This is a genomic window from Arthrobacter sp. W4I7 (assembly GCF_030816215.1).
In the GTDB taxonomy this organism is placed as follows: Bacteria; Actinomycetota; Actinomycetes; order Actinomycetales; family Micrococcaceae; genus Arthrobacter; species Arthrobacter siccitolerans_A.
In genome coordinates this window covers 4,289,547-4,311,902 of the sequence record NZ_JAUSXU010000001.1, presented here as the reverse complement: position 1 = coordinate 4,311,902, position 22,356 = coordinate 4,289,547, and the positions used below count along the sequence as shown (strand labels likewise).

Sequence of the window (22,356 nt, the reverse complement as noted above, 5' to 3'; positions counted from 1 at the left end):
TTCGCTGGCGGCTAGTGGGCGACGGCGGCTGCGCCGTGCTCGTCGATCAGAGCGCCGGTCTCGAAGCGCTCCAGGGCGAAGGGCTTGTTCAGCCGGTGCGGGGAGCCAGTGGCGATGTTGTGGGCGAAGGTCATGCCCGCGGCGGGGGTGGCCTTGAAGCCGCCGGTGCCCCAGCCGCAGTTCACGAACATGTTCTCCACCGGGGTGTTGCCCACGATCGGCGAGGCGTCCAGCGTGGTGTCCACGATGCCGCCCCAGGTCCGGAGGACGTGCGCCCGGGCGAAGATGGGGAAGAGCTCGACGGCGGCGGCCATCTGGTGCTCGATCACGTGGAAGGACCCGCGCTGGCCATAGCCGTTGTAGGAGTCCACGCCGGCGCCCATCACCAGTTCGCCCTTGTGGGCCTGGGAGACGTACACGTGCACGTGGTTGGACATCACCACCGTGGGGTGGACGGGTTCGTGGAGTTCGGAGACCAGCGCCTGCAGCGGGTGGGACTGGATGGGGAGCCGGAAGCCGGCCATTTCGGCCAGGACGGAGCTGTGGCCGGCGGCGGCGAGGCCCACCTTTTCGGTGTTGATGGTGCCGCGGTTGGTCTTGACGCCCACCACGCGGTTGCCGTCCTTGACGAAGCCGGTGACTTCGCAGTTCTGGATGATGTCCACGCCCAGCTCGTCGCACTTGCGGGCGAAGGCCCAGGCCACGTGGTCGTGCTTGGCGATGCCGGCGCGGGGCTGGTACGTGGCGCCCATGACGGGGTAGCGGATATTGTCGCTGATGTTCAGGATGGGGCAGAGTTCCTTGACCTGCTTGGGGTCAAGCCATTCAGCGTCTACGCCGTTGAGCTTGTTGGCTCCCACGCGGCGCATGCTCTCGCGGACGTCCCCCAGCGTGTGGGCGAGGTTCATCACGCCGCGCTGGCTGAAGAGGAAGTCGTACTCGAGCTCCTCCGGCAGGATCTCCCAGAGCTTGAGGGCGTGCTCGTAGATGGCCGCGCTCTCGTCCCAGAGGTAGTTGGAACGGATGATGGTGGTGTTCCGGGCCATGTTGCCGCCGGCCAGCCAGCCCTTTTCCAGCACGGCGATGTTGGTCATGCCGTGGTTCTTCGCCAGGAAGTAGGCCGTGGCCAGGCCGTGCCCGCCACCGCCCACGATCACGGCGTCGTAGGAGGACTTGGGCTCCGGGTTGCGCCAGAGGAAGTCCGGGTGCTCGGGGAGGAGGTCTGCACTCACTGGGCTGCTCCGATCAGGTCTGCTTCGAGGGCGGCAGCTTCGGTGCCGTCGTTCAGGTGGGGGTAAAGGGGAAACTGCCCGGCCAGGGCAGTGACGCGGCCGCGGAGTTCGACGGCGGTGCTGTCATCCAAGGTGCCGGTGCCGTTGGTGCCGGTGCCGGCAGCGGCGATGAGCGCCGTCGCGATGATGTCCGCAACCTCAGCGAATTCCGTGGCGCCGAAGCCGCGGGTGGCGAGGGCGGGGGTGCCGATCCGGAGGCCGGAGGAGACCATCGGCGGGCGGGGGTCGAAGGGGACGGCGTTGCGGTTCACGGTGATGCCGATCCGGTGCAGGGCGTCTTCGGCCTGCTGCCCGTCCAGCTCAGAGTTGCGGAGGTCCACGAGGACCAGGTGGACGTCGGTACCGCCGTTGACCACGGAGATTCCTGCCGCGGCTACGTCGTCGCGGAGGAGCCGTTCGGCGAGGAGCTTGGATCCCTGCAGGACGCGTTCCTGGCGTTCCTTGAATTCGGGGCTGCCGGCGAGCTTGAAGGCTACGGCCTTGGCGGCGATGACGTGCTCCAGCGGGCCGCCCTGCTGGCCGGGGAAGACTGCGCTGTTGATCTTCTTGCCGTACTGCTCCTTGGCAAGGATGACGCCGCCGCGCGGTCCGCCAAGGGTTTTGTGCGTGGTGGTGGTGACAACGTCCGCGTAGGGAACCGGGTTGGGGTGCAGCCCTGCGGCCACGAGTCCGGCAAAGTGCGCCATGTCCACCATCAGGTAGGCGCCCACCAGGTCCGCGATGCGGCGGAACTCGGCGAAGTCCAGCTGGCGGGAGTACGCGGACCAGCCGGCCACGATCAACTTCGGACGGTGTTCGAGGGCCAGTGCTTCCACCTCGGCCATATCGATCCGCAGGTCCGATTCGCTCACGTGGTAGGGGACCACGTTGTAGAGCTTGCCGGAAAAGTTGATCTTCATGCCGTGCGTCAGGTGTCCGCCGTGGGCCAGGCTCAGGCCCATGATGGTGTCGCCCGGGTTCAGCAGGGCGAACATGGCGGCGGCGTTGGCCTGGGCGCCGGAGTGCGGCTGGACGTTGGCGAACTCCGCGCCGAACAATGCCTTCACGCGGTCGATGGCCAGTTGCTCCACCACGTCAACGTGCTCGCAGCCGCCGTAGTAGCGCTTGCCCGGGTAGCCCTCGGCGTACTTGTTGGTGAGGACCGAACCCTGCGCCTCCATAACGGCGGACGGAGCGAAATTCTCAGAGGCGATCATTTCCAGGGTGGACTGCTGGCGCACCAGTTCATGGGCGATTGCCTGCTGGACCTCGGGATCGACTACGGAAAGTCGCTCGTTCAACTGCTCAACCACGGGTGCTCCTTTGAAATACCACTTGTTCGTTGACTGATATATCAGTGTGAGGTCAATGGTATGATTGCGATCACAGCAGAGTCAATAGCTGGACCGAAAGCGGCGTAAAGCTACCGTTTCGAATCCAGCGGGTATCGAAGAACGGAGCGTTGCCTTGAATGCACTTCTTGCCCTGACCCCTGCGGAGGAGGAAGCGCCGTCGCAGGCAGAGGCCGCCTACCGGCAGTTGCGCGACAAGCTGATCATGCTGGAAATCCGCCCGGGGGAGCCTATCAACGACGGCCAGCTGGCGGCCGAGCTCGGATTTGGCCGTACTCCCGTACGTGAAGCGATCAAGCGGCTTGAGGTGGACCACCTGGTGGTTTCGTATCCCCGCCGCGGGACTTTTGCCACGACGGTGGACTTTACGGAGCTGGCCGATGTTTCCGAGATCCGGGAGCTATTGGAGCCCCTCGCAGCACGGCGCGCGGCGGACAGGGCAAGCGAAAGCATGCGCCGGGAACTGCTGCAGGTGGCTGATGCCATCGCCGGGATTGATCCCGGGGCAGGGGATTCGCGGGACCTGATGCGCTATGACCTGATGGTGCACCGGCTCATTTACAAGGCGGCAGCCAATCCGCACCTGGAAGACACTCTGATCCGCTACGACAACCTTGCCACCCGGATCTGGTGCGTGGTGCTGGACAAGGTCCCCTCGGTGACAGGCCACATCACCGAGCATGTGGACCTGCTCAAAGCGGTGGCCGCCGGCGACGCGGACAAGGCAGGGGAACTGGCCTTGCACCACGTCACAAGCTTCGAGGACACCATCCGGAAGATTCTGTAGCTTCCCCGGGACGCTCTCGCACTCTCAAAGGATGGAATAACGCACGATGCCCGCTGCCACCCGGAGCTCACAAGACCGCACTGTCAGATTTGGCTTGGCCTTTATCGGCCTTCTGCTCATAGCGGTCAACCTTCGGGTGTCCTTTGTCAGCGTTGGACCGGTACTCACGAACATCAGCGCCGACCTTGGCCTGTCCAGTGCTGCGGCAGGATTCCTGACAGGCCTTCCACTCATTGCTTTCGCAGTATTCTCACCCCTGGCGCCCGGCTTCGCCTCCCGTCTGGGCCTCGACCGCGCGCTGTGGATGTCCCTGCTGATCCTGGCCTCGGGCATCGTGATCCGCTCCTTGCCTGCGCCCGGGCTCATCTGGGCGGGCACGGCCCTGATCGGCTTGGCTATCGCGTTCCTCAATGTCCTGGTCCCGTCCCTCGTCAAGAGGGACTTTCCGATGAGGGTCAGTCAGGTCACCGGAACCTACACCGCCACGCAGGCCGCTTTCGCCGCCATGGGGGCCGCCGTCGTCGTACCTGTCGCGCAAACATCGCCCGCTGGATGGCGGCTTGCGCTCGGTATCTGGGTGGGACTGGCCCTCATCGCCATGGCGGTGCTCCTGCCGTGGCTGCGCCGGCACGCCTCAGGTGCGGTGCACGCCGCCAAGCCGGAGGTCTCCTACCGGTCGCCTTGGGCTTCAGCCTTGGGCTGGCAGGTGACCATCTTCATGGGACTGCAGTCGATCGCCTTCTATGTCCTGATGGCCTGGCTGCCCACCATCGAACAAAGCCGGGGTGTCCCGGCCACCACTGCCGGCATCCATTTGTCCGTTTTCCTGCTGATCAGCGTCTTCGCCAGCCTTGCCGCGGGGGGAATCCTTCACAGGGGTTCGGACCAGCGGCTCGTGTCCTTCGCGAGCGGCGCCGTCATGGTGGTGACCTTTCTCGGGCTTGCACTTGCGCCGGACCTCATATTGGTGTGGGTCCTTCTTGGGGCAACCGGGTGCGGCGGCCTGATTGTGATCGCGCTGTCGCTGTTCAGCCTACGGACCGTGAACTACCCGCAAGCGGCGTCACTGTCCGGTATGGCGCAGTCAGTCGGCTACGGCCTGGCTGCTGTGGGACCGGTGGCGTTTGGTGGGCTTCGCGATCTAAGCGGAGGCTGGACAGTTCCGCTCCTGGCGACCGCGGGCGTCATGGCGGGTCTCGCCGTGACGGGCTTGCTGGCAGGGAGGGACCGGGTGATTGCTGACTCAGCCTGACATAGCGCCGTCCATCCCGCTGCGCTTCATTCCATCATGAGCACGCCAAAACGGTGGTGCAGAGGCAGCAATCCGGTCAGGCCCGTGCCTTCGTCCTGATCCGGACGGTGGAAGGCCACCCGCGTGGTCAGCCCGGTCTTGCTCAGCAGCAGTTCGCCCATGGCCCGACGGCGGTCCGGCAACTTTCTCAGGCATTACCATCCGTTCGTTCGAGTAGGGGCCAACACGCAAACGGCGGCCCCCACCGGAAGGTGGGGACCGTCGTCATGATGCCGACAGGCTTAGATTTCGACAGGCTCAATCACCGGAAGGGACAGGTTCAACCACCGGGCGGCTCCGCTACTAGATGATCGCGGCCTTCAGTTCCTTGGCAGCGACGGCGGGGTCGTCGGCGCTGTAGATGGAACCGCCGACGACGGCCACGTCAGCACCTGCCCGCTGCACGGCTTCGATGGTGGAAAGGTTCACGCCGCCGGCCACGGAGAACGGCACCCGGGCCTCTTCGCCGGCGGCCAGCAGCACGTCCAGGTTGTAGCCGGGCTTGGCCTGCTCGTCCAGGCCCGCGTGGAACTCGATGAACTTGGCCCCCAGCGCGCGGGCTTCTTTGGCGCGGGTCACCTTGTCCGCCACGCCAATCAGGTCCACCACGATGCCCTTGTTGTGGGCCTTGGCCGCCTTCACGGCCCCGGCGATGGTGGAGTCGTCGGCGCTGCCCAGGACGGAGACCAGGTCCGCGCCGGCGGCGAAGGCGATCTCGGCTTCCAGCTCACCGGCGTCCATGGTCTTCATGTCGGCAAACACGATCTTGTCCGGGTGGGCGGTTTTGACGGCCGTGACGGCGGACAGCCCGGCGTTCTTCACCAGGGGCGTGCCGAGTTCGATGATGTCCACATACTCGGCGACTTTGCCGGCCAGCTCAAGTGCAGCTTCGACGGTGAGGACATCCATGGCGACTTGCAGTTTCATGTTCTATCTCTTTCGGGTTGACGAGTTGTTGAGGAGGCTTGTTGGGGGAGGGGGAAACCTATTCGAGGTTCGCGTGGCGCTGCCAGAGGTCCTCGGCCGCGGCCGCGTCCTCGTCCCACAGGCTTTGGAATACGGCCTCGGTGGTGGCGAAGAGCACCTGTTCGAAGAGGCTCCCCGAGTACTGTCGGGTCACCGCCGAACCGTGGTCCGTCTTCTGGGCAGCAGGGATCAGCACGACGGCGGCAGCCGCCTCCGCGAGCGGGGATCCTTTGGCGGTGGTGTAGGCGGCAACGCGGGCGCCTCGGGCGACGGCGGTTTCCGCCGCCTTGACCACGCCCGCCGTGGTGCCGGAGCCGGACGCTGCGAGCAGCAGGTCGCCGGCCCGGATGGCAGGTGATGTGGTCTCGCCGACCACATGCACGGTCAGTCCAAGGTGCATCAGCCGCATCGCCGCCATCTTCAGGACCAGGCCGCTGCGACCGGCGCCGGTAACAAAGATCCTGCCGGCGAGCCTCAGCTCGGTCACCAGGGCAGCCACCTCTGCCGGGTCGACGCGCTGGAAGACCTCCCCGATTTCGTCCAGGACCAGGACCCGGTTGCGGTCGAAGGCCCGGGATGTGCCGGTCAACGGTGAACCGGTCAGGGCGGCCGGGTTTGTTGTTGCTATGGTGCTCATGCGTACCTCCTCGGACGTGGTGACCCTTCAATACTCGGCTGCCCATCCGGCGGGTCCAACGCTATGATCGGGCGGTCTTTGCTACCCAAAGGGGTAGGTGTTCCCTGCCGGGCCCCTACACTGGGCAGGTGGAACACATCAATACAGCCTTGCTTGAAGCCGTCGCCGCCCTGGCCACTGCTCCCTTGATGGACATCGCCCACCGGCTGCGGGAGGCCATAAGTCCATACTGGGAGTCGACTGCCCTGGTAATTTTCACCGAGGACTGCACCGGCCGCCCGCAGAAGAAGGCGGGTGCTGAGGCCATCATCAGCCGGGTGTCCATCGCGGAACTGGATGCCATCCGGGCCTCGCTTATCGCCGAGGGGGACGGCGGGACCCGGCGCGGCCAAGCGGCGTTTGGAGGCGGCATGCGCCCCGTCCTCGCTGTGACTTCGGCCAGCAATGCGCTGCTGGTCCTCTCAGACCCGGCACCCGCTCCAGGCTCCGCCGCCGGCGCGGATGCCCGGGAAGATCCGCAGTGGCTCCTCCACTACCTCTGGGCGCTGGCAGCCGAGCGGATCCGCGAAAAGGTGGCTGATGCGCCGCCGTCGTACCTGATTGAATCCCGCGCCGCCTCGGCGGAACGCCTGCGCGTCACCGCCGAACTCGTGGACCAGCACTCCACCACCCTCGAAACCCTGCTCGCGGCGCTCAGGTCGCCGGCACTGGCCGATTCTGCCGCCCGCACAGCCGCAACCGACGTCGCTGCCAAAGCCCTGGTGGGCCTTCGAACCCTCAGCGACCGCACCACCGACCTCGTCGAGGAGCCTGTTGCCTCCGCCTTCCAGCGCCTCCGCGAGGACCTGCGCCCACTGATGAACTTCAGCGGGATTGATGTTCAGTTCATCGAGCCGCCGGTCAACGGCCGCGCGCTTCCCGGCGAGGTGGCGCACGCCGCAAGGGCCATCGTGCGCGGGCTGGTGCTGGCGATGGTGGACCAGCAGGGCGTCCGCCGGGTCCGGACGCAGTGGGATTGCGACGGCGTCAACCTCCTCATCAACGTGCGCGACGACGGGCCGGGTGAACTTTCCGCGCAGGCGCCGGCGGTGGAACGTCTCGTGCAGCGAGTCGAAGCCCTCAACGGAAGCATGGGTGTGGACGTGATGCCCGGCTGGGGTGCCGATGTCGCCGTCGTTATTCCGCTCGATCCCCCGGCCCGGCCGCTTGCCGGTGCGGCGGACTGGAACCTGGGGGAGCGGGAACTGGAAGTGTTGCAACTGCTGGCCGCGGGGCAACGGAACCGGGGCATCGCCGCGAAACTCCACATCAGCGAGAACACCGTGAAGTTCCACCTCCGCAACCTCTACCGGAAGATCGGCGCCTCCTCCCGCACGGAAGCCATGGCGCTGGCGCACAGCAACGGCCTGCGTTAACGCGCTTAACGCGCAATGTCAGCTCGGTCACACTTCCCGGTCTAGGATCGACACTGTGGAAGTAACCGGGAGGGCGCTGTAGGCGCCCTCGTTGCGGGAGCGTGAGCCGCAACCTACTGAGAGTATGGATCATGGCTTCGAACACTGACCGCGAACCCGACGCAGACGCGGAGGCGGGCCAGCACGGCGGCGTGCAGTCCGTGGACCGGGCCCTTGCGGTCCTGGAGATCCTGGCGCGGGACGGTCACGCAGGTGTCAGTGATATCGCCGAGGAGATGGGCATCCACAAATCCACGGTCTCCCGGCTGCTCGGTTCATTGGTGGGCAGGGAGATGGTGCACCAGAACAGCGAGCGCGGAAAGTACCAGCTGGGCTTTGGCATCCTGCGGCTGGCCAGCTCCATCCCCGGCCGGCTCAGCCTGGTCCGGGAGGCCCGGCCCGTGCTCGAGACACTCTCGGAGGAATTCAAGGAAACGGTGAACCTTGCCGTCCTCCGCTCCAACTACGCCGTCAACGTGGACCAGGCGATGGGGCCCTCCACCCTGGCCACCTATGACTGGGTGGGCAATCTGACGCCACTGCACGCCACCTCAAGCGGGAAGGTCCTGCTTGCAGCGCTGTCCGTCGAGGAGCGTGAGCGCATCCTGAAGGAGACCGGCCTGCCGCCGCGGACTCCGCGGACCATCACCGACCGGAAGGAACTCGAAAACCAGCTGCTCGACGTCGCCCGCGACGGTTACGGCGTGGTGCGGGAGGAGTTCGAGATCGGGCTGACTGCCGTCGCTGTTCCGGTCTACAACCACCTGGGCGCAGTGATCGGGTCAATCAGTATTTCCGGCCCTGCCTTCCGCTTTGATCCTGAGACCGCGCCGGGACTCATCGAAGGCCTCAAGCAGGCGGGACTGCAGGTCAGCGCAAAGATGGGCTACACCCGGCGCTAGTTACCGGTTGAGGCTGACGATGCGCCGGCCGGATACCCGGCCATCAATGCGGCCGAAACCACCCAGATGACGCCTATCCCTGCCACGGCCAGGCCTCCGCCGAAGCCGGTTGCGGAGGCGGCGAGCCCTGCTCCGGCAGCGGACGCCGTTGCCCGGAATCCCGCACCCACCGTGAAGATCTGGGACCGGAGGTGCGGCGGGCTCAGGTGGCTGCGGAGGAAGAGCATGGCCGCAGACGTGGGGGCGGTGAACAACCCGGAGAGCCCGATGGCTGCCATTGTCCATGCTGTACCGAAATTGAACGCGGCGCCGATAGTCAGCAGCCCGGTGGCCATGAATCCCAGCATCATGACCGCGTGCGGGCGGGCGCGGGTGGGCCGGATGGTCTCATACAGGGCGCCAATGAGGCTGCCGACGGCGAAGGCGGTCACCAGGAGTGCCCCTTCGCCGGGCGTCCCGATCCGTTCGATGGAGAGCGCGACGGCGGCGACCGCGAGCCCGCCCTGGCCGAGCTGGCTCAGGGTGGATGCTCCCGTCACCACGGCGAGGGGCCTGTGGCTGAGGATGCGGTGCAGGCCGGACTTGACGGTTTGCCAGACCGAGCCGCTGATGCGGCCGCGGGCTTTCAGGCCCGTGGCGGCCGCGCTGATGGCGCCGGCGAGCGCGGCGGCGGACAGCACCCACAGTGCGGCGCCGCCGGGCAGGAAGGTGGCCATAACAGCGACGAGCGCCGGCCCCGCAACGGCGGAGATGTTGTAGGAGAGTGCGTCGTACGCGAAGGCGCGCCGCTGGTCCGGGATCTCGTCCGCCACGAAGCTGGAGAGCCCGCCCATGTAAAAGGGCGAGAGTGCTCCGGCAACCGCCAGGAACGCAAAAACCAGGGGGAGCGGGACCTGGCCGAGGAAGGACGCCGTTGCGAGGGCGGCCGCGGTCAGGAAGCCCGCCACCGCCACGAGGACCCCGGGCCGGCGGGAGCGGTCCAGGGCCGCACCCACGATGGGCGCGGCAACAACGCTGGGTCCAAGTGAGACGGCCACCAGGGCACCGCCGATGCCGACGTCGTTCAGTTCCTGGACGGCGAGGATGGGGATGGCAACCGAAGAACCGGCCATCGCCAGCCGCGGCGGCACGGAAGCCGCAAGGTATCCAAGGACGCTCATCCCTCCATACCTTGCCGTTGATGAAAGGTCATGGGCTCACCCTGCATCGGCACCGTGCACATCACTGAGGTTGTCCTCCGAGCGGTCCAGATACGCCAGCAGCAGGGTGGCAGCCTGGTCCAGTTCCCCGGACTCCAGGGCCGCGCAGATCGCCTCGTTATCCGGCAGGTAGTGGCGGTAAAAATCCGCATCCATAGTCGCCTTATGAAAGAACAGGCGCATTTCCGCCAGCACCTGGCTCATGATGCTGTTCAGCCGCGGACTCCTGGCCATCGCGACGATGGCGCCGTGGAAATGTTGGTTTGCGGTGCCCAGTGCCTCGTCGTCACCGGCCGCAGCGGCGCGCTTGCCTTCCTCCACGGCTTCCCGGACCGCAGCTATGTCCCCGGTGCTCCCTCCGCCGCGGATAGCGCTGACCTCGATGGCGCGGCGGACCGTATAGACGTCGTGGATGTCCCCTGCGTCGAGGTTGGCCACAAAGACGCCGCGGTTGGGGAGGCGGACCACCAGCCGCTCGCTGGCAAGTTCGGCGAAGGCTTCACGGACGGTGTTGCGGGAAACCCCCAGGTCCTCAGCGATGGTGGACTCGGTAAGCCGTGTCCCCGGCAGCAGTGACCCCTCCGCGAGCTGCCGCCGCAATTCATCTGCCACCCGCTCGGCCACGGAAGGTACTGCCACCCGGAGGCGGCCTGGAGCGGGCCGGACAGCGGGGCTCGAAGAGGTCATACTTCAAAATTTACCTGATCGCCACATCGTTGAATCGAAGGATCGTTGAACAATTCGCACTTTTAGTGCATCCTAGTAGGAAGCCATCAATGAGACGGGAATCACAAATGACAACCATCGACCTCAACAGCGACGTGGGCGAATCCTTCGGGCGCTGGACCCTTGGCGATGACGAGGCGATGTTCGGTTCGGTTTCGAGCGCGAACGTGGCGTGTGGATTCCACGCCGGGGATCCCACCGTCATCCGCAGGACCTGCCGGAACGCGGCGGCCGCCGGCGTCGTCATCGGCGCCCATGTGGGCTACCGGGACCTGGCAGGTTTTGGCCGCCGCTTCCTGGATGTCAGCCCTTTGGAACTGGCCGACGACGTCGTCTACCAGATCGGTGCACTGCAGGCCCTCGCATCCGCGGAGGGAGCCCGGGTCCAGTACGTCAAGCCGCACGGGGGCCTCTACAACGCGATCGTCACCCACACTGCCCAGGCGCAGGCCGTGGTCGACGCTGTGAAATCGGTTGATCCGGGGTTGCCCATCCTGGGCCTGCCCGGGTCCGAGGTCCTGCGGCTTACGGAGGAAGCGGGCCTGCGCGCGGTCAGCGAAGCTTTTGCGGACCGGGCGTACAACCCTGATGGAACACTCGTCTCCCGTTCACAGCCCACAGCGGTCCTTCACGACCCCGCCGAAGTGGCGGAACATGTATTAAGGATGGCCACGGAAGGCTCCGTTCGGGCCATTGACGGATCCATCCTGAAGATCCGCGCAGAAAGCATCTGCGTGCATGGTGACTCACCGGGGGCCGTAGCCATGGCCACCGCAGTGAAGTCCGCTCTCGAGGGCGCCGGTGTCAGCATCGGTTCGTTCCTCTGAACCCAGTCCCGGCCGCATCCAGGCCCCCGCACCACTCCCATCCCGGCCGCACGCAGGCCCCCCGCACCACCCCTCATCCCCCCGGAGGAAACATGACCGGCACCAACAAGGCAGCCAGGACCACGGCAAGGAAGCCGCCGGCCGGCGCGCTGAAGGCCTACATCGCCAGCCTCACCGGCACATCGCTCGAATACTACGACTTCGCCATCTACTCCGTGGCCTCGGCGCTGGTGTTCCCCAAGATCTTCTTCCCCTCGAATGACGAATTCGTGGGGCTGCTGCTCTCCTTCTCCGCCTTCGCGGTGGGATACCTTGCCCGCCCCATCGGCGGCGTGGTCTTCGGCCGCCTCGGCGACAAAGTGGGCCGCAAGTACGTCCTCGTGTTCACCCTGGTGCTGATTGGACTCGCCACCGTCCTCATCGGTGCGCTGCCCGACTACTCGGTGATCGGCGTCGCGGCCCCGGTCATCCTGGTGCTGCTGCGCCTGGCCCAAGGCATCGGCGTCGGCGGCGAATGGGGCGGTGCGGTGCTGCTGTCCAGCGAATTCGGCGACCCCAACAAGCGCGGCTTCTGGTCCTCCGCGGCGCAGATCGGCCCGCCGGCCGGCAACCTGATGGCCAACGGCGTCCTGGCCATCCTGGCCGCCTCACTCAGCTCCGAGGCGTTCCTTTCCTGGGGCTGGCGGGTGGCCTTCCTCGCCTCCGCCCTGCTGGTGGTCTTCGGCCTGATTATCCGCCTCAAGCTCGAGGAAACCCCGGTCTTCAAAGCCATCCAGGCCCACGGCGACCGTCCCAAGGCACCCATCAAGGAAGTCTTCACCACCGAGCCCAGGGCCCTGGTTTCCGCTGCCCTCTCCCGCCTCTGCCCCGACGTCCTGTACGCGCTGTTCACCGTGTTCGTCGCCGTCTATGCCACCAAGGAATTGGGAATGACCACGGGTAATGTGCTGGCGGCAATCCTGATCGGATCCGCCTTCCAGCTCTTCCTGATCCCGGCCGCCGGCGCCCTTACCGACCGCTTCAACCGCCGCTGGGTGTACGGCATTACTGCCGCCGCCACCGCCCTCTACATTCCGCTGTTCTTCCTGATGATCGCGGGCAAGTCCGTAGTGATGCTGACCGTCGGCGTGGTGATCGGACTGGCCCTGCACGCCTTTATGTACGGCCCGCAGGCAGCCTTCATCACCGAACAGTTCCCGGCGCGGCTACGCTACGCCGGCAGTTCCCTGGCCTACACCCTTGCCGGGGTGGTGGGCGGCGCTGTGGCTCCGCTGATCTTCACCGCCCTCTACGGCGCGGCATCCGGCGGCTGGTACCTGATCGCCGGCTACATCGCGCTGACCGCTGTGGTGACCATTGTGGGCATGCGCCTGGGCCGCGACCCGCAGCCGGAAGAAGACGTCCGACTGCTCCAGGACGGCAGCGCCCGGGAGAGCCACGCCTGAGCGGCGCGGCCAGATCCCCATGGAAACAGTCAGCAACCCCACAGCCGCCCGCGTGCTCGCCGTCCGCCCCGTAGGCACCATGGCGGTGCTCGCGGAACTCGCGGGGCTCCACGACGTGCTGGCCCTGCAGGCCCTCCTCCTGGAGCACCCGTTCCCCGGCCAGGTGGATGTCCTGGCAGCCGCGGAAACAGTGCTGGTCAAGGCTGATTCGCCCCAGTCCGCGCGGCGCATCGCAGCCCGGTTGCCTGAACTCGATTTGGCTGTCCAGGCGCAGGCGGAAGGCAAACTGGTGCAGATCGACACGGTGTACGACGGCGAGGACCTCGCTGAAGTGGGCCGGCTGACGGGGCTGGGGGTTGAGGGTGTTGTGGCAGCTCACACCGGGCAGGTCTGGACCGTAGCCTTCGGCGGCTTCGCGCCTGGCTTTGGCTACATGGTGGGGGAGAACGAGTCGTTGGAAGTCCCGCGCCGGAGTTCACCGCGGACCGCCGTCCCCGCAGGATCGGTGGCGCTTGCCGGCAACTACTCAGCCGTGTATCCGCGGCAGTCGCCGGGCGGCTGGCAGCTGATTGGGCGCACCGCCGCACGGATGTGGGACCTCGGGCGCGAACAGCCGGCCTTGGCAGCCCCGGGGGACAGGGTGCAGTTCCGGGCAGTGCGGGAGCTGGTGGAGGTTACGGACCCCGCTTCCCCGGCTGAAAACGTTACAAATGCCGGCGTTCAGTCGGGCCTGCGGATACTGTCGCCCGGACTCCAGAGCCTGATCCAGGACCTGGGCCGTCACGGCCACGGCGGGCTGGGAGTGTCTGTGGCGGGGGCGCTGGACCGTTCCTCCCTGCGCCGCGCGAACCGGATTGTGGGCAACCAGCCATCGGCCGCCGTCGTGGAAACCGTGGCCGGCGGGCTGCGCGTGCAGGCGGTGGGGGACCAGGTGCTGACCGTGACAGGCGCCCCGGTGGCACTGACCATTGCTCCGCCGTCGGAGGTTCACGGCACCGCCACTGCCCAGGACAACACTGCCGAGGGCAACACGGCCGGGGACCGCGGCGACTGGTCCTGGCAAGAGCGCCACGCGCAGATGGCCACGGCGTTTGCCCTGCTCGACGGCGAGGTCCTGATGCTCGGGGCGCCCGAACGTGGATTCCGCACCTACCTTGCCGTCCGCGGCGGAGTGGACACGGAACCCGTCCTGGGAAGCCGTTCCACCGACACCATGTCCGGTATCGGCCCCGCACCCCTGGCGGCGGGCGGGTTCATCCGCGCAGGCAAGGCCACCTCCTCGAATGTGGTCGGCAACCCTGAGGTGCAGCCGGACTTTCCGGACAACGGTGTGACCGTCCTGGACATTGTGCCGGGACCGCGGGACGACTGGTTCGACGCTGCCGCGTTGGAATCGCTCTGCAGCCAGGACTGGACGGTGACTCCACGATCCAACCGGGTGGGGATGCGGCTTGACGGGAAGGGCCTGAAAAGGAGCCGCAACGGAGAGCTGGCCAGCGAGGGGACCGTGGCCGGAGCCCTTCAGATCCCGCCCGAGGGGCAGCCGGTCCTGTTCCTTGCGGACCACCCCATTACCGGCGGCTACCCTGTTGCGGCCGTGGTGGTTGACCACCAGCTGGACCTCGCCGCGCAGGTCCCCATCGGCGGACGTATCAGGTTCCGCTGGGCTCCCGGTTACACACTGCCCGCCAATTCCTCCCAGACTTCCCCCGACGCTACCCAGACAAAGTGAGCAGCATATGCGCAAGGTCCTGATTGCCAACCGCGGAGAAATTGCCGTCCGCATCGCCCGTGCCTGCGAGGACGCGGGCCTGGAGTCCGTGGCGGTGTACGCGGACGTGGACGCCGATGCCCTGCACGTCGGCGCGGCTTCCGAGGCCTACAGCCTGGATGGCAACGCCCCGTCAGAAACCTATCTGGACATCCCCAGGCTGCTGCGCGTTGCCGCGGAGTCCGGAGCGGACGCGGTGCACCCGGGATACGGGTTCCTGTCCGAGAACGCCGACTTTGCCCAGGCTGTCCTGGATGCCGGCCTGACGTGGATCGGGCCTTCACCCGAAGCCATCCGGCTGCTGGGCAACAAGATCACGGCGCGGGAGATAGCTGTCCGGGCGGGCGCCCCGCTGGTTGCGGGCAGCGACGGGCCGGTGGCCTCGGCCGCCGAAGCACGGCTCTTCGCCGAAGAGCACGGCCTGCCGGTTGCCATCAAGGCGGCCTTCGGCGGCGGCGGGCGCGGGCTGAAAGTGGTCCGTGAAATGGACCAGATTGAGGAAGCCTTCGACTCGGCGGTCCGGGAGGCGGTGGTGGCCTTCGGCCGCGGCGAATGCTTCGTGGAACGGTACCTGGACCGGCCCCGGCACGTGGAGGCACAAGTCCTGGCGGACCTTCACGGCAACGTGGTGGTGGTGGGAACGCGCGATTGCTCCCTGCAGCGCCGGCACCAGAAACTGGTGGAAGAGGCACCCGCACCCTTCCTGACCGACGAGCAGACGCGGCAAATCTACGATGCAGCCAAGGCCGTGTGCCGGGAAGCGGCCTACTCCGGTGCCGGGACGGTGGAGTTCCTGGTGGCCGCGGACGGGACGGTCGCGTTCCTTGAGGTGAACACACGCCTGCAGGTGGAGCACCCCATCACGGAGGAGACTACCGGCGTGGACCTGGTCCAGGAACAGCTCCGGATTGCCGCCGGCGAGCCCCTGCGCTTCGCCTCTGATCCTGAGCCTCGCGGACACTCCTTTGAGTTCCGGCTCAATGCCGAGGACGTGGGCCGGGGTTTCCTGCCCTCGCCCGGAACCATCGCCACCTTCAGCGGCCCCACCGGTCCGGGAGTGAGGCTGGATTCGGGGGTGCGCGCCGGTTCCATTGTGGCGCCGCAGTTCGATTCCCTGCTGGCCAAACTGATCGTCACCGGCGCCGACCGGCAGCAGGCGCTGCGGAGGGCCCGCCGCGCCCTGGCGGAAATGGAGATCACCGGCGTGGCCACTGTCCTGCCGTTCCACCGAGCCGTGGTCCAAGCCCCGGACTTCACGTCAGAGACAGCGCTCGCCATCCACACCCGGTGGATCGAGACAGACTTCGCCGATGCCATCGCGGCGGATCCCGGTTTTGCCACCTCCGCGCCGGACGGTGCGCGGCGCACCATCACCGTTGACGTTGATGGCCGGCGCCTCGCCGTCGGCCTTCCTGCCGCCCTGCTGGATGGCTGGGCGCGCTCAGGCGGAAGCTTTCCTCAAGGCGCTTCTGTGGAGGAAGGGCCCGACGACGGCGCTGCCGCCCGCGCTGTTGACCCCGCCGAGCTGCGCGCCGACATGGCGGGGACCGTGGTGAAGTGGCTGGTGGAACCGGGCGCCAAAGTGGCGGCGGGGGACCCCGTCGTCGTCCTTGAAGCCATGAAGATGGAAACCCAGGTAGCAGCCCATCGGGACGGGACCGTCACGGATATCCGGGCGGAAGCCGGCGGCGTGGTGAATGCCGGCGCCGTACTGGCGACCATCAGGACTTAGATACCAGCGCTCAGAGATCCTCTTCGAGCCGGCTGGTGAGGATCCGGTTGGCGTTGGCCTGAAGGATCCCGAGCGACTCCTGGATCAGCGGTGAGGCGATGCTGCCCCTGCGGACCGCGGCGACAATGCGGCGCGTGGGTTTCGCCTTACCGGTGATGCGTAGCCGAACCACGTTTTCGGCACCATGCAAAGGCGCCAGCCGGGGCAGCAGCCCGACGCCCAGCCCCGCACCCACGAACGCGATGTGGGTTTCCCACTCAACGGCTTCATGGGCAATCCGCGGTGTCACCCCGACTGCCGTGAACGCCGCAGTGAAGAGGGAATGGTAGGTGGAACCTGCGGACTCCGTGATCCAGGGTTCCGATGCCAGTTCTTCAAGCGTCGCTGTTTCCCGTGATGCCAGCGGATGGTCACCGGGAATGATGACGTCCAGCGGATCGTCGAGCAGGACTCTCTGCTCGAAGCGCGGATCGTCCTCACCATAACTGTCGGACTGCATGGCGACAATGACTGCAAGGTCGATTCGTTCCGCAATCAACAAGTCGAAGCAGCGGGCCGGATCAGCCTCAAGAACCTGCACCTCCAGCAGGGGGCGTGTTGAGCGCAGGGTGGCCGCCAGCGGCGCAAGCAAGTGGGCGGCTGCAGAGGAGAATCCGCCGAGGCCAAAGTGGGGCTGCACCTGGTCGCCGGCCTCCATGGCCGCGGCGCGAAGGCTCTCCCACTGGGCAATGAGGGGATCCGAGCCCGCCACGAGAAAGCGGCCCGTGGCGGTCAGCCGCACACCCCGGCCGTCCTTCGTCAGCAGCTGCATTCCAAGCACACGCTGGAGCTCCCGCAATTGCGCGGAGACGGCGGAGGGAGAATAACCGGTGAGCTCCGCGGTTGCGCCAATAGTGCCGCACCGGGCAAACACCCGAAGTGTTATGAGCCGTGGATCGATCATGCATCTATTGTGCATGGTTATCTTCAAAATCTTGCGCTTTTGTTGCAGCTCCTGTGACCCTAATCTCATCATTACAAGTACTTCGACCATGCCGTTAGCACCCGCGCGCAGCCATGGCCACCGCAACACCCACTACCCATGCCTCCCGGGAGGAAACCCATGACTGCTTCAGTGAACGTGCCCCTCAATTCACGCGGAAAACTCGCTGCATCCTTGCCTGCCGAGCAGCTGGCAGAAATTGCCGCGTTGTTTGAGTTCCGTCGCGCCGGCTACTCCCTCGATGCCCCCTTCTACACGGATCGCTCCATCTTCAACATCGACATGGAGGCCATTTTCGGCCAGCACTGGATCTTTGCCGCCAGCACGGCCGAACTGCCGGAGCCGGGCGACTACGTCACCGTCGACTACGGGCCCTACTCCCTGATTGTGCTGCGCAACGACGACGGTGCCGTGAACGTCCTGCACAACGTATGCCGCCACCGCGGCGCCCGCGTTCTCACCGAAGCTGCCGGCTCAACCGGAAACCTGGTCTGCGGCTACCACTCCTGGACCTACTCCCCGGAGGGCAATTTGATCCATGCCTCCGCGCCGGGGGAAACGAAGTTCGACAAGAGCTGCTTCGGCCTCAAGCGCGCCCATGGCCGCGAGGTCGCCGGACTCATCTTCGTCTGCATTGCCGATGATGCGCCGACGGACTTCGACGAAACGGCAAAGATCTTTGAGCCCTACCTGGCGCCCCACGAGCTCTCGAAGACAAAAATTGCCTACCAGCAGAACATCATCGAAGAGGGCAACTGGAAGCTCGTCATGGAGAACAACCGTGAGTGCTACCACTGCGACGGCCACCCCGAGCTCGCCTGCTCCCTCTTCCCCACTTGGGGCCTGACGGAGGGCCTGATCCCGCCCCATCTTCAGGAAGTGTGGGACCGGAACAAGGAGGCCCAGTCCTCCCTCGAGGAGCGTTGCCGCCGCTACGGCCTTCCCTACGAGGTGGTCGAGCAGCTTGACACGCGCATCGCGGGAATCCGTATCTCACGGGAATCACTCGATGGAGACGGAGAATCGTTCTCCGCGGACGGCCGGAGGCTTTCCAAGAAGCTGCTGGGTGATTTGCCCGACTTCCGCCTTGGCCGCTGCTCGATGCACCTGCAGCCCAACAGCTGGTTCCATTTCCTCGGCGACCACGTCATCACGTTCGGTGTCTTCCCCATCAACGAACACCAGAGCCTCGTACGCACCACTTGGCTGGTGGCTGACGACGCCGTGGAAGGCGTCGACTACGACCTGGAGAAGCTCACCTACACCTGGAAGCAAACGAACCTGCAGGACAAGGCGTTCGTGGAGCTGTGCCAGCAGGGTGCCGGCAGCCCGGCCTACGAGCCCGGTCCCTACATGAAGAGCGAATACCAGGTCGAAGCATTCATCAACTGGTACGTGCAGCGCGTGCAGGAGCACTTGGCATGATTGAACTCCTCACTGAAACGGCAATCCAGGAACCACAGCGTATTCGCGGTCTTGAGATGCCGTGGAACAGGGTGATGGGAAGCCCCGAGACACCCGCCCGGGCAGCGCGTGCATTGGGCCCCTGGCATCCGCAGGAGTTCATGGCCGAATGCGTCGAGACCGTTCCCGAGGCCGGCGCCATGATGACCTTCGTGTTCCGCCGGTGCGACGGTGCGCCCCTGGCATTCCGAGCCGGCCAGTACGTGAACGTCGCATTTCCCGTGAATGGCGAGGACCAGGAACCCGTGGACCGAAGCTACTCGCTGTCCAGTTCGCCCACCGAGCCGTGGACCTTCAGCATTACCGTCAAGTGCGATCCCACGGGACTGGTCTCGCCCTGGGTGCACGAGAACGTCAAACCCGGCACGGTTCTTGAGATGCTGGGACCGGTGGGAGCATTCCACCTGCCCGATGCCGACCGGCGGGCACGGTATCTCCTGCTTGCTGCCGGCGCAGGCATCACTCCCATCATGTCCATGGTGCGGACCATCCACTCCCTGCCCGGACACGCCGATGTTGTGGTGCTCTACCACGGCTCGGATGCCGGGGGCTTTGCCTTCCACCGGGAACTGGCCTACATCGCCTCCGTGGACTCGCGCGTCAAGGTCTACTACTCCCTGGGCGACCGCAGCGTACCGGAGGGGTGGGAAGGGCTCAGCGGAAGGCTGACGGCGGCCATGCTCGAGGAGGTGGCCCCCGATGCCAACGGCCGCCAGGTGTACGCGTGTGGTCCCGAGGGTTACCTGAATACCGCCACCGAGCTCCTCCAAAAGGTCGGCGTTGATGACACTTCCATATACATGGAGTTCTTCTCGGGAGACCGCCAGACGCTCCTTGAATACCAGGCGGAGGTGGCGTTTGCAGCCGACGTCGCGGAGGAGATCGCCGAGGAGATCGCCGACTCTGCCGAGGACTATTTTGAAAGCCAGCCCGCCGCGTTCGGGCTCTACGAGCCTGGCTACGACGCCGACGGGACTCTGCAGGCCTCGGGGCTGCCGCTGGAAATCAGCGACCCGGAGGCACCCCGCTCCGACCCCGCCGTCGACAGCCCGGGCATGGAGCCGGAAGCCGGTTCCCCTGACGCCTCGAGCTTCGGCACGGTGGGGACAGGCAGCCTCACCATGTCCTTCATGCGTACCGGCATCAATGTGCGGATCGACCCCACGGAGCGCATCCTCGAGGTGGCCCAGCGTGCGGGCGTCAGGATTGGCGCGAACTGCAAGGAAGGCATGTGCGGCTCCTGCAAGGTCGTCAAGCTTTCAGGGGAGATCGAGATGAACCACCAGGGCGGGATCCGGGCGCGGGAAATCTCTGCGGGCAAGTTCCTGCCCTGCTGCTCCACGGCGCAGACGGACCTGGTTATCGATGCCTAGCCCCTGTTCCCGCCCAATGTCAAGGCGCAGCCGGAATCCCTGAAATAGGGCTGAAGACTTCAGAAAACCTTGACACGGAAGTGTGGTCCGGGCCACTCTGTTGCTTATTGCGAGATGTGTTGATCGTTACGGAACAAACGCCACGATGGAAGCAAAGCTGATTTTGATTATTGAATGCCAGGAAGCCCCGATCTTCCGCCCGGCTTGGGGACGCCGGAGTACAGCGTCAGCGCATGAATTCAAACCAAAGGACACTTGACATGGCTTTGAACAGCGACATCCGCACGGATGCCCAAACCCCCCTTGAGCTGGAGGAACTCCTTCCTGCACCGGAGAACTCTCCTTCCTCCCACGACTCACACGACGCGGAGGACACCGAACAAATCATGCAGGAACTCCGCCAGACCAAGGCCGAACAGGCTGTGGCACAACGGCGGAACCGCAAGCTCACCCTCGACAAGGCCACCTTCGGCATCACCGGTGTCCTCGCCCTGGCCTTTGTGGCCTGGGGCTTCCTTGGCCGGGACAGCCTGGCCGCCAGCTCAACAGCCGCCCTCGACTGGGTGATGGAATACACCGGCTGGCTCTTTATGGTCCTGGCCTCCTTGTTCGTTGTCTTTGTCCTCTGGCTGGCCCTGGGCAAATGGGGCAACATTCCCCTCGGCAAGGACGGTGAAAAGCCCGAGTTCCGGACCATTTCATGGATCGCCATGATGTTTGCGGCCGGCATGGGCATCGGCCTGATGTTCTACGGTGTGGCCGAGCCGCTCTACCACTACATCTCTCCGCCACCCGGAACGGTGGACGGGCGGACACCCGCGGCCATCCAGACCGCCATGGCAACCTCCATCTTCCACTGGACCCTGCACCCCTGGGCGATGTACGCCGTCGTCGGAATTGCCATGGCCTACGGCACCTACCGGCTGGGCCGCCGCCAGTTGATCTCCGCAGCGTTCACGTCGCTGTTCGGCATCAGGACGGTGGAAGGGCCGGTAGGCAAGTTCATCAACATCCTGGCGATCTTCGCCACCCTTTTCGGTACCGCCGCTTCATTGGGCCTGGGCGCACTTCAGATCGGCAGCGGCCTGACGTCCAACGGGTGGATCGGTGAAGTCGGCACCCCCATCCTGGTGGCCATCGTTGCCGTCCTGACGGCCTGCTTCGTGGCCTCGGCCGTCTCCGGCATCAGCCGCGGCATCCAGTGGCTGTCCAACATCAACATGGTCCTGGCCGTGGTCCTGGCGCTCATCGTCTTCATCGCCGGGCCCACCCTGTTCATCCTCAACCTCATTCCCGCCGCAGTAGGCGACTACGTCAGGGACCTGGCCGAGATGTCCTCGCGGACCGAAGCGGTGGGGGACGAGGCGCTGCGCACTTGGATGTCCGGTTGGACCATCTTCTACTGGGCCTGGTGGGTTTCCTGGACGCCGTTCGTGGGCATGTTCATCGCCCGCATCAGCCGCGGCCGCACCATCCGCCAGTTCGTGACCGGCGTCCTGCTGGTCCCCAGCATCGTCAGCGTCATCTGGTTCGGCATCTTCGGCGGCACGGCGTTCCACGTCCAGCAGGAAGCGGACAAGGCGGGTACTCCCGGCCTCGTGTCCATGGCCAGCGGGTCGCCGTCCATCGACTTCGACGGCGCACTGTTTGACCTGGTCCGCAACATGTCCATGCCTGCCTGGCTCACCGCAGCCGTTGTGGTCCTGGCCATGGTGCTGGTGGCCATCTTCTTCATCACCGGAGCCGACTCCGCCTCGATCATCATGGCGTCCCTGAGCTCCAACGGGTCCTCCGACCCGAAGCGCGGCCTGGTCATCTTCTGGGGCCTGCTCACCGGCGCAGTAGCCGCCGTGATGATGCTGGCCGGTGGCGATGAACCGTCGGAGGCGCTTTCCGGCCTGCAGCGGATCACCATCGTGGCGGCCCTGCCGTTCGTGCTGGTCATGCTGCTGCTGTGCTTCGCCCTGGTCAAGGACCTGCGCCGTGACCCGCTGTCCCTCCGGCGCCGGCTCGCGGACTCCGTAGTGGAGCGCGCTATTCGAAGCGGCGTGGACCAGCACGGCGGCGTCCAGTTCGATCTCGTTACCAAGCATCAATGTGATCAGCGCTGTCCGGACGACGGCCGCTGCCCGGCTTCCCCCGCTGACACCCAAGCCCTCGTAAAGAACCAGGAGTAG

The 22,356-nt window shown here is 65.9% G+C and carries 19 protein-coding genes; 11 read left to right on the top strand and 8 right to left on the bottom strand.

Annotated elements, in window-relative coordinates; translation table 11 throughout:
- Positions 1–11: 11 nt before the first annotated feature.
- Positions 12–1,232 carry a sarcosine oxidase subunit beta family protein gene (locus tag QF047_RS19600; protein WP_142042534.1) on the bottom strand — a complete coding sequence of 407 codons (1,221 nt, stop codon included), beginning with the start codon at positions 1,230–1,232 and terminating at the stop codon, positions 12–14.
- Positions 1,229–2,584, bottom strand: a complete 1,356-nt coding sequence (glyA, locus tag QF047_RS19595) for a serine hydroxymethyltransferase (protein ID WP_307280521.1) — start codon at positions 2,582–2,584, stop codon at positions 1,229–1,231. Before glyA ends, QF047_RS19600 begins: the two co-directional genes overlap by 4 nt.
- A 154-nt stretch (positions 2,585–2,738) precedes the next feature.
- Here glyA and QF047_RS19590 point away from each other — a divergent pair, with 154 nt between their 5' ends.
- Together QF047_RS19590 and QF047_RS19585 are read left to right on the top strand one after the other, a co-directional pair.
- Entirely contained in the window at positions 2,739–3,410 is a 672-nt protein-coding gene (locus QF047_RS19590) for a GntR family transcriptional regulator (protein WP_306637508.1), read from the top strand.
- 46 nt (positions 3,411–3,456) lie between these two features.
- A complete protein-coding gene (locus QF047_RS19585) occupies positions 3,457–4,662 on the top strand; it encodes an MFS transporter (RefSeq protein ID WP_307280516.1) in 1,206 nt (401 codons plus the stop codon).
- Positions 4,663–4,688: 26 nt separating this feature from the next.
- On the opposite strand, the gene QF047_RS19580 is transcribed toward QF047_RS19585, so the two are convergent.
- From QF047_RS19580 to hxlB, 3 genes are all read right to left on the bottom strand, one after another.
- Positions 4,689–4,823 carry a hypothetical protein gene (locus QF047_RS19580; protein ID WP_307280513.1) on the bottom strand — a complete coding sequence of 45 codons (135 nt, stop codon included), beginning with the start codon at positions 4,821–4,823 and terminating at the stop codon, positions 4,689–4,691.
- A gap of 181 nt (positions 4,824–5,004) precedes the next feature.
- A complete protein-coding gene (gene hxlA, locus QF047_RS19575) occupies positions 5,005–5,628 on the bottom strand; it encodes a 3-hexulose-6-phosphate synthase (protein ID WP_307280510.1) in 624 nt (207 codons plus the stop codon).
- Positions 5,629–5,686: 58 nt separating this feature from the next.
- Positions 5,687–6,304, bottom strand: coding sequence for a 6-phospho-3-hexuloisomerase (gene hxlB, locus QF047_RS19570; protein ID WP_307280507.1), 618 nt, complete (start codon positions 6,302–6,304; stop codon positions 5,687–5,689).
- Between the two features lie 188 nt (positions 6,305–6,492).
- On the opposite strand from hxlB, the gene QF047_RS19565 reads away from it, so the two are divergent.
- Both QF047_RS19565 and QF047_RS19560 read left to right on the top strand, forming a co-directional pair.
- Positions 6,493–7,719 carry a response regulator transcription factor family protein gene (locus QF047_RS19565; protein WP_307282089.1) on the top strand — a complete coding sequence of 409 codons (1,227 nt, stop codon included), beginning with the start codon at positions 6,493–6,495 and terminating at the stop codon, positions 7,717–7,719.
- 131 nt (positions 7,720–7,850) lie between these two features.
- A complete protein-coding gene (locus QF047_RS19560; protein WP_307280505.1) occupies positions 7,851–8,660 on the top strand; it encodes an IclR family transcriptional regulator in 810 nt (269 codons plus the stop codon).
- Here the strand turns inward: QF047_RS19560 and QF047_RS19555 are convergent.
- Positions 8,657–9,820: an MFS transporter gene (locus QF047_RS19555; RefSeq protein WP_307280502.1), complete on the bottom strand. Its 1,164-nt coding sequence runs from the start codon at positions 9,818–9,820 to the stop codon at positions 8,657–8,659. The genes QF047_RS19560 and QF047_RS19555 overlap by 4 nt on opposite strands.
- 36 nt (positions 9,821–9,856) lie before the next feature.
- The gene (locus tag QF047_RS19550) at positions 9,857–10,546 is read right to left on the bottom strand and encodes a GntR family transcriptional regulator (protein WP_307280499.1); all 690 of its coding nucleotides are present in this window, start codon (positions 10,544–10,546) and stop codon (positions 9,857–9,859) included.
- 107 nt (positions 10,547–10,653) lie between these two features.
- On the opposite strand from QF047_RS19550, the gene QF047_RS19545 reads away from it, so the two are divergent.
- The 4 genes from QF047_RS19545 (at position 10,654) to QF047_RS19530 (ending at position 16,360) form a co-directional block, all read left to right on the top strand.
- Positions 10,654–11,412, top strand: a complete 759-nt coding sequence (locus tag QF047_RS19545) for a LamB/YcsF family protein (RefSeq protein ID WP_307280498.1) — start codon at positions 10,654–10,656, stop codon at positions 11,410–11,412.
- A gap of 92 nt (positions 11,413–11,504) precedes the next feature.
- Positions 11,505–12,857, top strand: coding sequence for an MFS transporter (locus tag QF047_RS19540; RefSeq protein WP_306637522.1), 1,353 nt, complete (start codon positions 11,505–11,507; stop codon positions 12,855–12,857).
- Positions 12,858–12,876: 19 nt separating this feature from the next.
- A complete protein-coding gene (locus tag QF047_RS19535; RefSeq protein ID WP_307280493.1) occupies positions 12,877–14,589 on the top strand; it encodes a carboxyltransferase domain-containing protein in 1,713 nt (570 codons plus the stop codon).
- Between the two features lie 7 nt (positions 14,590–14,596).
- Positions 14,597–16,360, top strand: coding sequence for a biotin carboxylase N-terminal domain-containing protein (locus QF047_RS19530; protein ID WP_307280491.1), 1,764 nt, complete (start codon positions 14,597–14,599; stop codon positions 16,358–16,360).
- A gap of 10 nt (positions 16,361–16,370) precedes the next feature.
- Here the strand turns inward: QF047_RS19530 and QF047_RS19525 are convergent, their stop codons facing one another.
- The gene (locus QF047_RS19525; protein ID WP_306637528.1) at positions 16,371–17,303 is read right to left on the bottom strand and encodes a LysR family transcriptional regulator; all 933 of its coding nucleotides are present in this window, start codon (positions 17,301–17,303) and stop codon (positions 16,371–16,373) included.
- A gap of 159 nt (positions 17,304–17,462) precedes the next feature.
- Here QF047_RS19525 and QF047_RS19520 point away from each other — a divergent pair, with 159 nt between their 5' ends.
- The 3 genes from QF047_RS19520 to QF047_RS19510 all read left to right on the top strand — a co-directional run bounded on the left by QF047_RS19520 (position 17,463) and on the right by QF047_RS19510 (position 22,356).
- Positions 17,463–18,767: an aromatic ring-hydroxylating dioxygenase subunit alpha gene (locus QF047_RS19520; RefSeq protein WP_307280486.1), complete on the top strand. Its 1,305-nt coding sequence runs from the start codon at positions 17,463–17,465 to the stop codon at positions 18,765–18,767.
- Complete coding sequence (locus tag QF047_RS19515; protein ID WP_307280484.1) at positions 18,764–20,179, top strand: ferredoxin reductase; 1,416 nt, start codon at positions 18,764–18,766, stop codon at positions 20,177–20,179. Before QF047_RS19520 ends, QF047_RS19515 begins: the two co-directional genes overlap by 4 nt.
- Positions 20,180–20,439: 260 nt before the next feature.
- The gene (locus tag QF047_RS19510; protein ID WP_307280479.1) at positions 20,440–22,356 is read left to right on the top strand and encodes a BCCT family transporter; all 1,917 of its coding nucleotides are present in this window, start codon (positions 20,440–20,442) and stop codon (positions 22,354–22,356) included.

Bases quoted from the DNA above. Each gene is read 5' to 3' on its own strand.
- QF047_RS19585 (WP_307280516.1), top strand. From the start codon at position 3,457: ATGCCCGCTGCCACCCGGAGCTCACAAGACCGCACTGTCAGATTTGGC.
- QF047_RS19580 (WP_307280513.1), bottom strand. From the start codon at position 4,823: ATGGGCGAACTGCTGCTGAGCAAGACCGGGCTGACCACGCGGGTGGCC.
- hxlA (WP_307280510.1), bottom strand. From the start codon at position 5,628: ATGAAACTGCAAGTCGCCATGGATGTCCTCACCGTCGAAGCTGCACTT.
- hxlB (WP_307280507.1), bottom strand. From the start codon at position 6,304: ATGAGCACCATAGCAACAACAAACCCGGCCGCCCTGACCGGTTCACCG.
- QF047_RS19565 (WP_307282089.1), top strand. From the start codon at position 6,493: ATGGACATCGCCCACCGGCTGCGGGAGGCCATAAGTCCATACTGGGAG.
- QF047_RS19560 (WP_307280505.1), top strand. From the start codon at position 7,851: ATGGCTTCGAACACTGACCGCGAACCCGACGCAGACGCGGAGGCGGGC.
- QF047_RS19555 (WP_307280502.1), bottom strand. From the start codon at position 9,820: ATGAGCGTCCTTGGATACCTTGCGGCTTCCGTGCCGCCGCGGCTGGCG.
- QF047_RS19550 (WP_307280499.1), bottom strand. From the start codon at position 10,546: ATGACCTCTTCGAGCCCCGCTGTCCGGCCCGCTCCAGGCCGCCTCCGG.
- QF047_RS19545 (WP_307280498.1), top strand. From the start codon at position 10,654: ATGACAACCATCGACCTCAACAGCGACGTGGGCGAATCCTTCGGGCGC.
- QF047_RS19540 (WP_306637522.1), top strand. From the start codon at position 11,505: ATGACCGGCACCAACAAGGCAGCCAGGACCACGGCAAGGAAGCCGCCG.
- QF047_RS19535 (WP_307280493.1), top strand. From the start codon at position 12,877: ATGGAAACAGTCAGCAACCCCACAGCCGCCCGCGTGCTCGCCGTCCGC.
- QF047_RS19530 (WP_307280491.1), top strand. From the start codon at position 14,597: ATGCGCAAGGTCCTGATTGCCAACCGCGGAGAAATTGCCGTCCGCATC.
- QF047_RS19525 (WP_306637528.1), bottom strand. From the start codon at position 17,303: ATGATCGATCCACGGCTCATAACACTTCGGGTGTTTGCCCGGTGCGGC.
- QF047_RS19520 (WP_307280486.1), top strand. From the start codon at position 17,463: ATGACTGCTTCAGTGAACGTGCCCCTCAATTCACGCGGAAAACTCGCT.
- QF047_RS19515 (WP_307280484.1), top strand. From the start codon at position 18,764: ATGATTGAACTCCTCACTGAAACGGCAATCCAGGAACCACAGCGTATT.
- QF047_RS19510 (WP_307280479.1), top strand. From the start codon at position 20,440: ATGGCTTTGAACAGCGACATCCGCACGGATGCCCAAACCCCCCTTGAG.